The organism is Pokkaliibacter plantistimulans (assembly GCF_003194385.1).
Lineage (GTDB): Bacteria > Pseudomonadota > Gammaproteobacteria > Pseudomonadales > Balneatricaceae > Pokkaliibacter > Pokkaliibacter plantistimulans.
Window position 1 is genome coordinate 42,464 of sequence record NZ_LAPT01000017.1, and the last position, 14,424, is coordinate 56,887.

Consider the following 14,424-nt stretch of genomic DNA (forward strand, 5'->3'; position numbering starts at 1 on the left):
TCAGCTATCTGAATACGACAGAAAAAGAGACCAAATGGAACATCCAGACAGTTTTTTAAACATCATCTTCCATGAGATCAGTGAAACAGGTGACGACTTGGCTCTCTGTGCTGGATTTGAGCGTGGGCAATGGAGAAATGAGCAGTTAGCAGATCATATGATGGAATGGCTGCCGGAATTCGCACTTGAATATTCAGAGTTAAGTGAAATTGGTCACGCTAATGCGCTGCGGATGACAAAAAAAGCAGCAAAAATTGTTTATCAAACAGAAAAGTATGGACTGAGAGGTGAGTTCGGTGAACTATTACTACATATAGCAATCCGCCAAGTTTACGAAACTCTACCAGCTGTTAGTAAAATTTATTACAAAAGTGCCGTTAACGAAACAGTAAAGGGATTTGATGCTGTGCATGTTGTGAGAAAGGACAACGATCTTGAATTGTGGATCGGAGAAACAAAGTTTTATGAAAATATAACAAAAGCTATTTATGATGTTTCAAAAGAGATTGTTGATCATTTGGAGACCGATTATTTAAGGTCAGAATTTATTCTAATAAAAAATAAAATTGATCCCTCATGGCCGGAAGCAGAAAAGCTAAAGAAACTATTGCATGCAAATACATCTTTGGATGAGGTTTTCAAAAAAGCCTGCATTCCAATATTGCTCACCTATGACAGTGACGTGGTTGGAGTCAGTGGAGTGAGTAACGATGAATATAGGGAGAAAATTAGAGGCGAGCTTATTAATACGTATGCCCGTCTAAGGGAAAAGATTGGTTCCGAGTATAAAAATAGGTTCACCCAAGATTTTCCGCTCACTGCCCACGTCATTCTTGTCCCATTAAGAGAAAAAAAGAAGCTCATAGCAGCACTTGATGAACGACTTAAGGCGCTTCAAATATGAGTAACATTGCTGAAATTCGTGAAAAAATAAAGTCACAGAAGTGGACTGACGATCCTTTCTCTTTGCTTTCTGATATAGCTAGTATTTGTTCCTCTAACATCAATATGGGTCGTGATCTCGTGATCCGTGCTCTCGAAAACCAAGATTCCCTTGGTCTCGCCTATAGAGAAATACTTAATGATCTAACTATGCAAGTAGGACTTTATCCATATGTTTCAAATCTTGGAGATCTATCGTTAAGAAATGCGCTTATGCATGCTGCGCATAGGGCTGATGGCATAATGGGAGACTATGTTCTACATAGATCACAGGCTCGTGTCTTGCACTGGCTCATGTCAGGAAGTTCCGTCATCTTGAGTGCCCCAACCTCATTCGGTAAAAGCCTGTTAATTGATATAATTATTTCGGCTAAAAAGTTTGACAATGTTGTTTTGATTGTTCCAACGCTAGCGCTTGTAGAAGAAACGAGACGAAGGATGTCGAGGTTTGTTGAAGAATATTCGATAGTCACTTCTAGCAACCAAAAAATTACAGAAAGAAATATCTTTGTCCTTACGCAAGAGCGTTATCTTTCTATGGAGGAAGAAATTCCTGAAGCTGACTTCTTTGTCATAGATGAATTCTACAAGTTGTCTATATCAAATGATGGAGGGCGATCCACACTTTTAAATCAGGCGTTCCTCCGACTGTGCAATACTGGAGCTCAGTTTTATTTATTGGGCCCTTCAATTAAGTCCATACCAGACGTCGTAAAAGAAAAACTAAACTGTAAATTTCTTGTAGAAGACTTTCAAACTGTAGCCATTGAGCTTCACTTTCTGAGGAAAAAACCAAACAGAAATGAAGCATTGGCCAAGCTTTTGGATGAAATTGAAGGCCAAACGATGGTTTACTGTCAATCTCCTGCAAGCACCAGAAAGTTAATCAAATCATATCTTGATATACGGAAGCTGGAAATAACTCAAGACCAAGAGCTTTTGGAGGCGGCAAAGTGGACTTCTGAAAATTACCATGATAAGTGGTTAGTATCCGTAGCTCTTCGGCACGGAATCGGAATTCATCATGGACGACTCCCGCGCTCACTTGGTCGTTTTATGATTCGTGCGTTCGAAGAAGGCAAGATAAAGGTATTACTCTGTACATCTACGCTAATTGAGGGGGTAAATACTTCTGCTAAAAATGTAGTTATTTATGACAATAAACTTAATAAAAAATCCCTAGATTTTTTCACGTTTAGTAATATCAAAGGGCGAACAGGTCGAATGTTTCGTCATTTCATTGGAAATATCTTTGTCTTTGATGCTCCTCCTGAAGAAGAGCTTCCTTTTGTCGATATGCCGGCCATCAACCCTGGAGAGAACACTCCAAGCAGTCTACTTATTAATCTTCCTGCGAAAGATATTCCAGCGTCTCTTAGAGAAAAAGTTGAAACTATACTAAATCAAAAGCTTCTTCCGATTGAGCTTCTCAAGAGACACTCTGGCATCGAACCTGAATATCTATTGGATACTGCAAATCACTTGCTAAAATCTAGCTATCGAGATTTAGAGAGATTTGCGTGGTCTTCAAAGCCTCAATACGATGACATCAAACTAACTTCTGAAATTATCTGGACGCAACTAGGCGGGGCGCCGTCAGCCAGACAGGGCGCTATGCGCAGTGCAAGCATGATGACTCTATGGGTGTGGAAGCTGTATGCATCTCGCAATGTTCCACGATTTAGGAGGGAAATGATATCAAACCAAATAGTGCGGAATACCTCTCCAGATGAGGCAGTGGAAAATGTACTTGCTTTTTTGAGGGGCTGGGCATCATTCAATTATCCTAAATATTTGATAGCACTTAATGACGTTGCGAATCATGTGCTGCAATTAAAGGGGTTACGCTCATGCAATTATTTACCTTTTGCCATGACGATTGAGCATCTATTTCAGCCTTCATCTTTTTCTGCACTTGAAGAATATGGACTGCCCACTGAAATTTCAGAGAAATTTTTGAATGAGCGGATTTTTAAGAAAGACGATTCTCTAGATGTTGTTGTGAATAACCTGCGTAACCGAGAGCTTAGTCGTTTTGGCGATAGCGTATTTGAAAAGAGAGTCATTGAAGACTTTCAGCGGGGTATCGGTGCAAAAATCGGCTAAAAAAGCGCTGCTGTCGGACAGTTTTTACGCTGCGCTCCAAATTTTCTGTAGAGCGCGGCGTTATGTGTAAAAAAGAATCGAGACCTGATCATGGCTATAGAAATTGATATTGACGAATTAACGGAAGAAGAACTTGTTTCTTTAAATCATAGAATTGTTGAGAGACTAAAATTTATCGAATCATTTCATAATCATAAAGAAATGATGCAATTTTCTCCTGGTGAACAGGTGAGTTTCCAGCCTCCGGGGCGTGACCGCCAAATAGGCATACTTACAAAATTCAACAAGAAAACGGTTACGGTCATTACTGAGTCTGGTCAAAAATGGAACGTGTCGCCTCAACTGATAAGTAAGGTAAAGACGGTCAAGCCAAATAAAAACAAATCTGGCAAGGTGGTCGCATTGCATGGTTCAAACAAAAACAGATAACAAGTTACTCAAGTGCACTCCGGCCGGGCATTGTTGCATAAATAGAGCACAGCTTGCTTTCGGTCAGAAGATGGCGTAACTATTTTTGTTAATGGTCTGCCAACATTAAAATATCGCAACGATGGCGCTGTGATTTATTTGCCATCAAATACAGTATTAGGTCTTTGGTTCTCAGCGTGAATAAGAATTGAAAAACACCAGCAGGTATTGCAATTCACACGATAATAAAGAAAGGGCCTTTTCGGCCCTTTCTTTATTTCTGCTGAAACTACTTTCTTAGTCAGAGAACTCTTATCAGAATTTCGTTTCCACCGAGAAGGCGACAGTACGGGGTGATCCCAGATAGTAGGGGCTCAGCCAGTAATCCTTGTCGGTGACGTTCTTCACATTCATGCGCAGGGTAACCGGGGTTTTGAACTGGTTAAGTTCATAACGAGCACCGATATCGCCGATGGTGTAGGACGGCAGCTTATAGTTGTTGGTGGTATCAATATATTGAGAGCCGGTGTAGTAGACCCCGGCAGTCGCAGTCAAGCCGGGTACCGCACTGATCGCGTATTCGCCGTACACCTTGGCCATCACTTCAGGCACGGCCACAGGTTGATTACCTTCTATACCGGATTGGGTGTCTTCCACCTTGGCGTCAAGCAGGGTTACGCCACCCATCAGTGTCAGCTTGTTGGTGACCTTGCCGCTGGTGGTCAGTTCAATACCGCGGTGTCTCTCACGACCATTACGCGCATAGGTGCTGGCACTGGTCAGATAGTCATAAGGCTTGTCGATATCAAACAGTGCTACGGTCACCAGACTGCCACCCAGCTCGGCTTTGGCACCGATTTCATACTGTTCGCTGATAGCTGGGGGAAGTGGTGAGTCAGATGTGCTGCCACCACCGGCCTCTACACCTTTCATATAACTGGCATAGGTGCTGAGCCAGGGCATGGGTTTGTATACCAGAGACAGACTGGGCGTGGTTTTGCTTTCGTCATAATTCTTGGGAGTGCCAGATGCACTGGCTTTATAGGTGGAATCAATCGACGTATAGGTAGCACCCGCCAGTACTTCCCACTGGTCATTCAGCTTGATCTGATCACCAATGGTAACGTTATCCATTTTGGTATGAGTACCCATATATTCCTCATCACTGGTGGAATAAGCGGGTAAATCAAAATAATTCAGTGTTGGCCAGCTCTCACGCTGGGTATATACGGGAACAGTGGTACTTTGGGTTCGCAACCATTTGTTGTCTACACCTGATAGTCCGGTCGTCAGCGTGTGTTCAACAGACCCTGTATTGAATTTTGAATCGAGATAGAGGTAGTAGGAGTTTTCTTTGATATGTGAAGCCCCAGTCAATGACAATGCGGGGATCAAATCCACGGTACCGAAGGCATTGGTAAGAACGTTGCTACTGCTGAGTACGGTATCACGCCGGTTCTCGGTGTAAGCGTAGGCTCCACGAACGGAAAATATATCGTTGATATCCCAAGTCACCTTGCTGGCAATGCGATCAGTGGTGAGCTTGTCTGTTACCCACTTTTGTGACCAGTTTTTGTTGGTATCCAGTGTGGTTGGCTCCAGTCCCAATTGCCAGAAAGTGGTCCCTCGCTCTGTTCGATTGTTGTTATGGCTGGCATCAATCTCTGCTGTCACTTTATCGGTAACTTTCCATTCCAGTGCGCCGTCGATATTGGTTTCCGAAACGTTATTCCCGTCGATCGCCGTATCACCATTGCGTGTCATCACATTCAGGCGATAGGCAAGGGTATCGGTCTGGTTCAGTGAGCCGCCGAGGTCTGCATGGGCAAAGTAGTTGCTGCCACCGTAATTACCGACGGTGACATTGGTAATGCGCTCATAGACTGGCTTTTTCAGCTGGTAGTTGATAAATCCGCCAGGCAGGGCCGCACCGTAGAGAAAGCCCGACAGACCATTTAAGACTTCAATATTTTCAATATTGCTGGTGGGTATACGTTTGAGATACAGGGTGCGCAGGCCATCGATAGCGACGGAGCCGGAAGTGGAATAGACGGAAAAGCCACGGATATTCATGTTCTGCATGGAGTTGGAACTATCCGGGGCAACAATATTGACCGAGGCATTGCGGGTCAGCAGATCATCGGGTGAAGAGGCGATCTGGTTCTGGATAACTTCCTTGGAAATCACCTGTACCGAATAGGGCGTATCCTTCAGTTCCCGGTTTTTCAGGAAGCCGATATCGGTGGCGGTATCGACCTTGTAACCATCTTCCGCGCCGCCCTGTGCTTTCAGTGCTTCCGAGCTGACATCCAGCGTCGGCAGCTCCAGCGTGGTTTCGCCAGTGCTGGCAGCCAGTGCATGGCCAGTTACACCGAGGCTCAATAGCAGGGCTTGGGTGACGGCCAGACTGAGAGGGGTCTTCCTCAGGGCGGTGAAGGGTACAGCTGATTTCATGGAGTCAGGTCCTATAAGGCGTTATCACGTTGCTCAACATGGTGGGGGGCGCCAAAACAGGTCTGTCGTTACTGTATTTTTGGGGAAATTGAACCCTTGCTGCCTGGGTTCGGCAAAGCGGTTAAGGCGCCACAGATTAGGAGACGAATACAAATCGTTATTATTTAGGATTTTGATGACGCATTGTTGAGAGCGCTGACCCGCCCCTGACGGGAGAAGGGTCGTCATCCTGAATCGTCGCTGCTGTCTAGCAGGCTAGTGCCACGGTATGGCCGGTACCCGGCTGGCGAATCACTTCCATCTTCAGGCCGTAGATGGCCTGCAACTGTTCCGGCGTCATGATCTTTTCTGCCGTGCCGCGTGCGATCATCCTGCCGGAATGCAGGGCGATGATTTCATCACAGTAACGGGCGGCCAGATTGACGTCGTGCAGCACCACGATCACCCCCAGCCCCTTTTCCTGCGACAGTCGCTGCACCAGTGCCAGCACGTCGATCTGGTGGGCAATATCCAGCGCCGAGATCGGCTCATCCAGTAGCAGGCATTCGGTGTCCTGTGCGACCAGCATGGCCAGCCAGACCCGCTGGCGCTCGCCGCCTGACAGGGTATCGACCAGCTGATCTGCCAGTGCGGTCACGTCGGTCAGCGCCATGGCTTCTTCCACCTTGTCGGCATCCTGCTTGCCAAAGCGGCCTAGTGCGCCGTGCCAGGGATAACGCCCTAGGGCAATCAGCTCGCGCACCGACAGGCCGGTGGCTGCCGGGGTGTACTGCGGCAAATAGGCGACCTTGCGGGCAAAGTCACGTTCGCTCCAGCGTTGCAGGGGCTTTTCCTCGAAGCGGGCGGTGCCGCCGCTGGCCTGTTGCTGACGGGCCAGAATTTTCAGCAGGGTGGATTTCCCTGAGCCGTTGTGGCCGATCAGGCCGATGATCTTGCGGGCGGGCAGTGCCAGCGTCAGCGGTGCCAGCAGCTGCCGACCGGGAACGTCGAAGCTGACCTTATCGAGGGTAAAAAGGTGCAGGGGGCGGCTGGTGTTGGGCGTCGTCTCGGCTGAGTTCATGGCTGGGTTCATCGCTGAGTTCCGGGAGTGCTCTGCAGCCGGAAGCTGCAGAGGAGTACGAATACGCGGCAAGCGGATACGCGCCTGCTTTAGTTATCGGCTTTGCGGCGCCAGTAAGGGACGCCGAGCAGGCGCTCTTTGGGCCAGTGGCGATCAGCCAGTGCGGCTGCCTGACAGCGGCGCAGCAGCTCGTATTCACCGGCCACCCAGATAAAGCCACTGTCGGGCTGTTCGGGGAAGCGGACACTGGCCAGCGCCTGTGGCAGATCTGACAGGCCGCTGTCTTCATAAGCAACACCAGCGTCATGATCAGCGCTAGGGCTGTCAGCGACGCTATGGTTATCAGCAGCGCGATTGCTGCTAGCAAGGTTACTGTTGCGATAGTGCCACTGCACCGGCAGGCCGGGATGGCTGGGCATTACCACCTCACAGCCGGGGCGGGAAACTTCAATATGCACACTGCCCTGACAATGGGCCGGCAGGTTGTCGAGCAGGCGGGCGATGGCGGGCAGGGCGGTTTCATCCCCCGCCAGCAGATACCAGTCGGCAGGCTTGACGCTAAAACCACAGGGGCCGGACATGGCGCAGCGGTCACCGGGTTTGGCGGCTCGGGCAAAGTTGGAGGCCGGGCCCGCATGGCCATGGGTCACAAAGTCGATATCCACCTCGCCGCGGGCGACATCCAGACGACGGATGGTGTAGTAACGCATGGTGACGTTATTGGCACCCTGCGTTTTAGTGAGCTGCGGGCGGCCTTCTTCATCGGCAGTGGGCCACTCGCAGGGGAGTGACAGGTCCACTGGCACATAGAAACGGACATGCAGGTTATCGAGGGTGTCGAAGGGTGACAGGTCTTCGCCCTGTAGTGTCAGGCGCCGCATTTCCGGCGACAGCACTTCACTGCGTAGCACCGTCAGCGGGCGGTAGAGATTCTGCGGGGCTTCGGCAGTAGCCGGGGTGGCGTCGGCCTGCGATGGCTCGCTTTGGGAAACAGCAGTCTGGCTATTCATGGTACGTCCTCGGGCGTCAGGTGCGTCGGGCGATCAGATGCAGCAGGAAGGGGCCACCGATAATGGCCGCCAGCAACCCGGCAGGAATCTGGAAGGGGAAAATCAGGGTGCGGCCCAGCCAGTCCGATACCAGCAGAACCAGACCGCCAAACAGGGTAGCGACCAGCAGCTGGCTACCGGCCCGCTGAAAACCGGCCATACGGGCAAAGTGTGGCCCCATCAGACCGACAAAACTCAGCGGGCCAACACTGATGGTGGCAGCGGCCGTCAGGATGGCGGTTAGCAACAAAAGGCTGAGGCTGGCAGCCCGGCGGTTGAGGCCAAGGCTGGCGGCGGTCTGTACTCCCAGTGGCAGCAGGGTCAGCCAGCGGGCAATCAGTGGTATCAGTGCCATCCCCACCAGCAGCACCAGCACAGACCACAGGGCTTCAGCAGCGACCACGTGATAGGTCGACCCCGCCAGCCAGGAGAGCAGCTGCCCGAGGCGTGGGTCCTGGGCGGATTTCAGCACCGCCATGATCAGACCGGAAACCGAGCTGATCGCCACGCCAGCCAGCAGCAGGCGAGAGCCGGAGAAATGTTCGCGGCGGGACAGCAGTAACATCCCCAGCAGGACCAGCAGTGCACCGGCTGCACCGGCACCAATCTGCATGGCGCGGGTCGGTGCCACCGCGGTAAACATCAGCACGATAACGCCGAGCATGGCGCCGGAGGCAATGCCCAGCACTTCCGGGGCGGCCATGGGATTGCCGGTCATCCGCTGCAGAATGCCACCGGCCAGTGCCAGCATGGCACCGCCGCAGAACGCCGCGACAGCGCGGGGATAGCGCAGCTGCAGCAGCCCCTGACTGAGTTCATCGGTGCTGGCCAGCCAGTGCCAGCCGCTGGCGTCGTGACCTGCACAAAGGGCGACCCACAGCAGGACCGGCACCAGCAGCAACAGGCTGAGAGTAATCAGCAGCGGGCGCTGTACCCGGCGCACGGCCTGACTGGCGCTGTGCAGCAGGGGTTGTGCTTCCTTCAACCGGGGCAGTAACACCAGCAGCAGCGGCGCGCCGAGCAGGGCGGTCATGGCGCCGGTGGGGAAGGCGCGATAGGTGGTGGGCAGCAGTTGCACCAGCTGATCGGTGGTCAGCAGCAGCAAGGCGCCACAGACCGGCGACCACAGCAGCTGTTGCCCCAGACGACGGGCACCGAGCAGGCGGGCAACGGCAGGCGCTGCCAGCCCGATAAAGCTGATCACCCCGACCACAGCAACGGTCATGGCGGTAAGGGCCACCGACAGGGCCAGCGCGGCAAAGCGGAACCAGCTGACAGGCACGCCGAGCGAGCGGGCGCTGCTGTCATCCAGACCGAGAATGGTCAGTGGCCGCAACAGCACCAGTGCCAGTAGCGCCAGCACGCTCAGGCGCGGCAGCAGGTAGAGCGCACTGCTCCAGTCATTCTGATCGAGATAGCCCGCTCCCCACAGGAACAGACCAATCAGCATGTCGTGATTGAACAAGGCAATCACGGCGCTCAGGGTGCTGCAGTAGAGACTGACAATCAGCCCGGTCAGGGTGACGGTCACCGGCGACAGCCCCTGTCGCCAGGCCAGCCCCATCACCGCAAACAGGGCAATGCCTGCGCCGGCCATGGCCACCCAGAGCTTGCCGATATACAGCGCAGCAGGGAACCAGACCGTGGCGATGCTGAGGGCTAACTGGGCTCCGGCAGAAATACCGAGGGTGGCGGGTTCGGCCAGCGGGTTACGCAGCAGATGCTGAAAGATGGCACCGGCCAGCGCCAGTGCAGCTCCGGCCAGCACGGCCACCACCAGACGCGGCAGATAGGTAAAGTGCAGCATGACCTGATCGGTGGCGGTGGTATCAGGCTGGGTAATCGCCTGCCACCAGAGCGTGCCGGGCAGCTGCCGCTGAAAGTTGGCCCAGATCAGCAGCACACAGAGCAACAGGGCGCCGACACCCAACAGTGCAGGCAACAGGCGCACAGGCGTCGCGCGCAGCGGGGCGTTGCTGGCAACAGCGTGATCAACCATGGAGGGCTCCTTCAGCCAGTGGCAGACGGCTGGCCAGTAACTGAGTCAGGCGCAGGGCCGAAGGCAGGCCACCGTAGAACAGGGTTTGTGGCAGCAGCACGACGCGTTTCTGCTGCACCGCAGGGAGGCTGTTCAGTACCGGGATTTTCATCGCCAGCGCACCCTGAACCAGACGCTCATTGCCGATATTGACCAGTACCGCTTCTCTGTTGGCTGCCAGCTGGTCCAGGGTGACCGTCAGGTGGCCAAAGGCCGAGCCGGGAGTGGTCCAGGCATTGCGCAGGCCCAGCCGGTTGAAGACGTCCTGAAACAGGCTATTGCTGCAGAACACCAGCGTACGGCGGGCATCAATCAGGCTGATCAGATACAGCGGACGACCGGCGTAAGGCGCCAGTGTTGCTCTGGCCTCACTAAACTGGCGACTGGCATCGGCGATATAAGCCGCCGCCTGCTCGCCATAGCCGAGCTGACTGGCCAGCTGTTGCAGTGCCTGACTGCCATGTTCGATCTGATCAATGGGCTGGTTGCTGGCCAGTCGCAGATCCCCCGCGAACCCTTGTGCTTCAAACTGCACCACCGGGGCAATTTGCTCCAGCTGTCGCTGCAATGGCGCCAGCTCAGGATTCATCACCAGCACGTCAGGGCGCAGTGCCTGCAGCAGCTCCATATTGGGTTCTGAACGCAGGCCCAGCTCATGCACATTGTCGGGCACGGCAGGGGCCATCACCAGTTGGCGGTAACGGTCGATTTCCGGCAGGGTCAGGGGCGTGATGCCCAGTGCCAGCAGGTTTTCGGCACTGGCCCAGTCAAGCGCGGCAATGCGCTGCATGGCTGGTGTAGAACTGGCTGCGTGTGCCAGCAGCGGCCAGCCGGGGGCTGTCGCCAGCGCACACAGCAGCCGTCGGCGGCTGATCAGGCGCGCCGTAGATAAAGTGGTTTTGTCAGACATAGCCAGCTTGGACGATAGGGGGAGGTAGTCTACAGAGAGGTAAGACGAACAAGCTGGGCGCAGATTTAGTAAGAATGTGAACAGTTCTAATAAGGCGAAATGCCCTGCTGGCGATGCAGCAGGGCGGCTGGAACCTCAGTTAATAGCCGATGCTGAATGAACGACCGGGAATGCGGAGTTGCTGGCTGCCGGGCGTATAGCCCAGCGGGACAGGCTTGACGGCAACATGCCAGGTCACTGAGTAGGTGTGATGATCCTGCCCTGAGTCGTCCTGACGGGCTTCGGTATAGATGGCCTTGCCGGTGGCGAGATTGAAGTCCAGTGTGCGTCTGCTGCTATACAGTTCGGTATGCTCAATGGTTGCACCAATCAGCCGCCAGCGGCCCTGATCATAGCGGTACCGGTGGGTCATGCCCCAGCGGGCATCTCCTCCGCCGCCATAATGACTGACCACCAGACAGCCGCGTTCAATCGTCAGGTTGTCAAAGGCATCACCCAGCATCCCGCCACTGCCCTCTGACATAACGGCACCGCTGGCGCTGTGCCAGAGCTGCCACTGCGTACCATGACGTCGGTAGATATTGATCACACGTTGCCCCGCGGGCGGTGCAGATGCACGTGAAGGGGGCACATTTTCAACGGTCACCCGCTCAGCCATACCATCACGATCAAGGTCGCCCTCGGCCTCTGCCAGAAGGGGACTGGCCGAGGCAACGTTGCCTGCCAGCAGTAGCACACACAGCAAGGCGTTGCGGAGGATATTCATTGTTTCAGGGTGCCAATTTTGTGCAGGTCGGCTGAGTAAAAGATGGCTGTGACGGTCCCGACCACATTCTCTTCCGGCACAAAACCCCAGTAGCGGCTGTCATTGCTGTTGTCCCGATAATCACCCAGCACGAACAGCTGACCCGGCGGAATTTCCAGCTCAGGGAAAGTGACTGACTGGGGGAGTTGCCGCTGGTCTGCAGTAACGGTCAGTGCGGGCTGTGCCACTCCATTCACCAGAACATCACCATTCTGAATAGCAAGACGATCACCACCTGTGGCGGCAACCCTCATGCTGTAAAGCGTGTCAGGGTGCTGTGGCGGCCTGAAAATAATGATGTCGCCGATGTGGGCTGAGGTGGCCCGGGTATCCACCAGTATCTGGTCGTCCGCTGACAGGGTGGGGGCCATGGCATTGCTGGAAATACGATAGTGTCCAAAGCCAAATAGCGGGATGCGATAGACCGTCAGCGTGCAGAGCATCGCAATCGCCATCATGGCTGCCAGTAAATAGACATACCCGCGATTGAAAGCGCGCAGGGTATAGGTGCGGCCCTTTCTGGCCAGCAACACCGCATCCACCAGGGCGATGATATGGATGCTGGCGGTAATGACGGTGGCAGCGATAAAGCCAGACAGGGTAGACAGGCCGCCTGCCAGCCCGATAGCGACATAAGGGACATACTTGGCCAGCAGTATGAGCATTCCGCGCAGGGGATACCCTGCATAGATCTGGCCGACACCGGTGGTCAGTATCGATAGCAGGAAAGCACTCCATGGCTTTCTTGGTGAAGCAGTCATTGCATCTGTTCCTTGATGGGATAAGTCCTGAAGGCTGCGGGCAGTGCCTTACCCGCAGCGACGATGTACCGTGCTTACAGCGGCTTGCCGTAGCCATACACCTTCATATGTCCTGCCGCTTCCAGTGCCAGTTTGCATTGGTAGGTGTGGGCGAACTCGGAAGACTCATCGTATTTGCGCTCTTTCTTGAGCTGGGTGATCTGCTCGTTGCAGCTGTTGAAGTCTGTTTTGAGCTGGTCGCGGTTATTCAGATAGAGCGCAATCTGATCGTCGTGCTGCTTATCCACCGCCTTTTCTGACAGCTGACACTGGCTTTCGCTGAAGTTGATGCCCTGACAGTGGTCTTTCTTGTAGGTGATCAGCTGTTCTTTGGGGAAGCGGGTGATCAATGCCACCACCGCCGCTTCTGTACGTGCGGGTTCCAGCTCCGTGAAGGCTTTACACTGTGCGCTGGGCTGACCAAAGATGACCAGTTTGCATTGCTTGCTGTAATCGAAAAACGCGTCATCGCTGAGCCCGGCCAGATCGGTTTTGGCCTGCTCGTAATCCGCCGCATATTGCCGCTCGGCTTCCGCTTTCTGCTTTTTCGCTTCTTCTTCCCGCAGGGTCCGTTCCTGCTCGGCCAGCTGTTGCTGGTATTCGCGCCGGGCCTGATCGGCAGCCCGGCATTCCCCATCCTCAGCCACTTTTTTCAGGGCGTCCTTGTCCTGAGCGACAAAGGCCGTCTTGAGCGCATCCTTACACTCGTTGACCTTGGTCTGGGCTTCATCCAGATGAGACTGATAGTAGGGGAGATCATGTTCGGAGCAACCGGCCAGCAGGGTAGCTGCAACGGTCATAGCCAGTAGATGGCGACGCATAGCGATGTCCTTTTGCTTGTAAGGTGAGAGTCATTTCTCAATGCCTGCCGCAGTGATGCGGCAGCGGCGCGCGGTATTAGACCACATTTCCCGGCAGTTTTGCCGTTTGCCGCCGCAACAGGGTGCGGCGCCTCTTGTTTGCGCTAACAGATACCGCTACAACCTTTTCCAGCTTTTTCTTTTGTTGCTGACTGGCAGGAGTACGCCATGACTTACCTTGACGCCCCTTCGACCGCGCTGGTGCTGATCGATCTGCAGAAAGGCATTCTGGCCATGCAGACCGAACCCCATGACGCCATGGATGTCTTTGTCACTGGCAGGGATCTGGCCAGACAGTTTCGTACGGCGGGTGCCCCGGTGGTGCTGGTCAATGTGGCCTGGGCTGATGACTTTGCCGATATGCCGACCGGGCTGACGGATCGTCCGTCGCAGCGCCCCGAGGGCGGATTGCCAGCAGAATGGAGTGAGCTGGCGGAGGGGCTGGAGGAGCCGGGGGATCTGCTGATTACCAAGCACCAGTGGGGTGCATTTACCGGCACTGAGCTGGACCTGCAACTGCGCCGCCGTGGTATCAGAACCATTGTGCTGGCGGGGATTGCCACCAACTTCGGCGTGGAATCTACCGCCCGTCATGCCTGGGAGCTGGGCTATAACGTGGTGATCGTGGAGGACGGCTGCACCAGCAGTAACGCGGAACTGCATACCATGGTGATTGACCATGTTTTCCCGCGTATTGCCCGAGTGACCCGAGCAGAGGATATCAAGCTGGTTTAGCAGGCTGTTGAAAAACGTTATCGAGGTAGCCGAGACAAGGAAAAAACAGGCGAAAAAGCGGAGTTTAGTGAACTAAATGAGCATTTGACTCGCTCCGCTCGCCCCTTCGGGGACGTGCTAAAGCACGTTCAGCCTTTGGCTGTGAGCCTGTTTTTGACGCGGTATTCGGCAACGCAGATAGATTTTCAACGACCTGTTAAAACGCATCGCTACCGGACTACTCCAGCAACAATAAACCCTCTGGCAGGATGCCCTGA

12 protein-coding genes are annotated in these 14,424 nt (G+C 53.8%); 4 read left to right on the forward strand and 8 right to left on the reverse strand.

What is annotated here, in order from left to right; all coding sequences use genetic code 11:
• The first annotated feature begins 34 nt into the window (after positions 1–34).
• The 3 genes from WH50_RS04255 (at position 35) to WH50_RS04265 (ending at position 3,477) form a co-directional block, all read left to right on the forward strand.
• Positions 35–904, forward strand: coding sequence for a HamA C-terminal domain-containing protein (locus WH50_RS04255; RefSeq protein WP_110186195.1), 870 nt, complete (start codon positions 35–37; stop codon positions 902–904).
• A complete protein-coding gene (locus tag WH50_RS04260; protein ID WP_110186196.1) occupies positions 901–3,048 on the forward strand; it encodes a DEAD/DEAH box helicase in 2,148 nt (715 codons plus the stop codon). The genes WH50_RS04255 and WH50_RS04260 overlap by 4 nt, the downstream gene beginning before the upstream one ends.
• A gap of 90 nt (positions 3,049–3,138) precedes the next feature.
• Positions 3,139–3,477 (forward strand): hypothetical protein, encoded by a 339-nt coding sequence (locus WH50_RS04265; RefSeq protein WP_207780173.1) that lies wholly within the window; start codon positions 3,139–3,141, stop codon positions 3,475–3,477.
• A 294-nt stretch (positions 3,478–3,771) separates the two neighbouring features.
• On the opposite strand, the gene WH50_RS04270 is transcribed toward WH50_RS04265, so the two are convergent.
• The 8 genes from WH50_RS04270 to WH50_RS04305 form a co-directional block, all read right to left on the reverse strand.
• Complete coding sequence (locus WH50_RS04270) at positions 3,772–5,910, reverse strand: TonB-dependent siderophore receptor (protein ID WP_110186197.1); 2,139 nt, start codon at positions 5,908–5,910, stop codon at positions 3,772–3,774.
• 247 nt (positions 5,911–6,157) lie between these two features.
• Positions 6,158–6,970: an ATP-binding cassette domain-containing protein gene (locus WH50_RS04275; protein ID WP_207780174.1), complete on the reverse strand. Its 813-nt coding sequence runs from the start codon at positions 6,968–6,970 to the stop codon at positions 6,158–6,160.
• An 89-nt stretch (positions 6,971–7,059) separates the two neighbouring features.
• Positions 7,060–7,980, reverse strand: coding sequence for a siderophore-interacting protein (locus WH50_RS04280; RefSeq protein WP_110186198.1), 921 nt, complete (start codon positions 7,978–7,980; stop codon positions 7,060–7,062).
• 16 nt (positions 7,981–7,996) lie between these two features.
• Entirely contained in the window at positions 7,997–10,018 is a 2,022-nt protein-coding gene (gene fhuB / locus WH50_RS04285; RefSeq protein WP_110186199.1) for a Fe(3+)-hydroxamate ABC transporter permease FhuB, read from the reverse strand.
• The gene (locus WH50_RS04290) at positions 10,011–10,967 is read right to left on the reverse strand and encodes an ABC transporter substrate-binding protein (protein WP_110186200.1); all 957 of its coding nucleotides are present in this window, start codon (positions 10,965–10,967) and stop codon (positions 10,011–10,013) included. Before WH50_RS04290 ends, fhuB begins: the two co-directional genes overlap by 8 nt.
• A 139-nt stretch (positions 10,968–11,106) precedes the next feature.
• On the reverse strand, positions 11,107–11,733 hold the full coding sequence (locus WH50_RS04295; RefSeq protein ID WP_110186201.1) for a hypothetical protein: 627 nt from the start codon (positions 11,731–11,733) through the stop codon (positions 11,107–11,109).
• On the reverse strand, positions 11,730–12,533 hold the full coding sequence (gene lepB / locus WH50_RS04300; RefSeq protein WP_110186202.1) for a signal peptidase I: 804 nt from the start codon (positions 12,531–12,533) through the stop codon (positions 11,730–11,732). Before lepB ends, WH50_RS04295 begins: the two co-directional genes overlap by 4 nt.
• Positions 12,534–12,607: 74 nt before the next feature.
• On the reverse strand, positions 12,608–13,393 hold the full coding sequence (locus WH50_RS04305) for a hypothetical protein (protein WP_110186203.1): 786 nt from the start codon (positions 13,391–13,393) through the stop codon (positions 12,608–12,610).
• Positions 13,394–13,600: 207 nt separating this feature from the next.
• On the opposite strand from WH50_RS04305, the gene WH50_RS04310 reads away from it, so the two are divergent.
• On the forward strand, positions 13,601–14,167 hold the full coding sequence (locus WH50_RS04310; RefSeq protein WP_110186204.1) for a hydrolase: 567 nt from the start codon (positions 13,601–13,603) through the stop codon (positions 14,165–14,167).
• Positions 14,168–14,424 lie beyond the last annotated feature (257 nt).

Excerpts from the sequence above, each read along its gene's own strand:
- WH50_RS04255 (WP_110186195.1), top strand. The coding sequence starts at position 35 with ATGGAACATCCAGACAGTTTTTTAAACATCATCTTCCATGAGATCAGT.
- WH50_RS04260 (WP_110186196.1), top strand. The coding sequence starts at position 901 with ATGAGTAACATTGCTGAAATTCGTGAAAAAATAAAGTCACAGAAGTGG.
- WH50_RS04265 (WP_207780173.1), top strand. The coding sequence starts at position 3,139 with ATGGCTATAGAAATTGATATTGACGAATTAACGGAAGAAGAACTTGTT.
- WH50_RS04270 (WP_110186197.1), bottom strand. The coding sequence starts at position 5,910 with ATGAAATCAGCTGTACCCTTCACCGCCCTGAGGAAGACCCCTCTCAGT.
- WH50_RS04275 (WP_207780174.1), bottom strand. The coding sequence starts at position 6,970 with ATGAACTCAGCCGAGACGACGCCCAACACCAGCCGCCCCCTGCACCTT.
- WH50_RS04280 (WP_110186198.1), bottom strand. The coding sequence starts at position 7,980 with ATGAATAGCCAGACTGCTGTTTCCCAAAGCGAGCCATCGCAGGCCGAC.
- fhuB (WP_110186199.1), bottom strand. The coding sequence starts at position 10,018 with ATGGTTGATCACGCTGTTGCCAGCAACGCCCCGCTGCGCGCGACGCCT.
- WH50_RS04290 (WP_110186200.1), bottom strand. The coding sequence starts at position 10,967 with ATGTCTGACAAAACCACTTTATCTACGGCGCGCCTGATCAGCCGCCGA.
- WH50_RS04295 (WP_110186201.1), bottom strand. The coding sequence starts at position 11,733 with ATGAATATCCTCCGCAACGCCTTGCTGTGTGTGCTACTGCTGGCAGGC.
- lepB (WP_110186202.1), bottom strand. The coding sequence starts at position 12,533 with ATGACTGCTTCACCAAGAAAGCCATGGAGTGCTTTCCTGCTATCGATA.
- WH50_RS04305 (WP_110186203.1), bottom strand. The coding sequence starts at position 13,393 with ATGCGTCGCCATCTACTGGCTATGACCGTTGCAGCTACCCTGCTGGCC.
- WH50_RS04310 (WP_110186204.1), top strand. The coding sequence starts at position 13,601 with ATGACTTACCTTGACGCCCCTTCGACCGCGCTGGTGCTGATCGATCTG.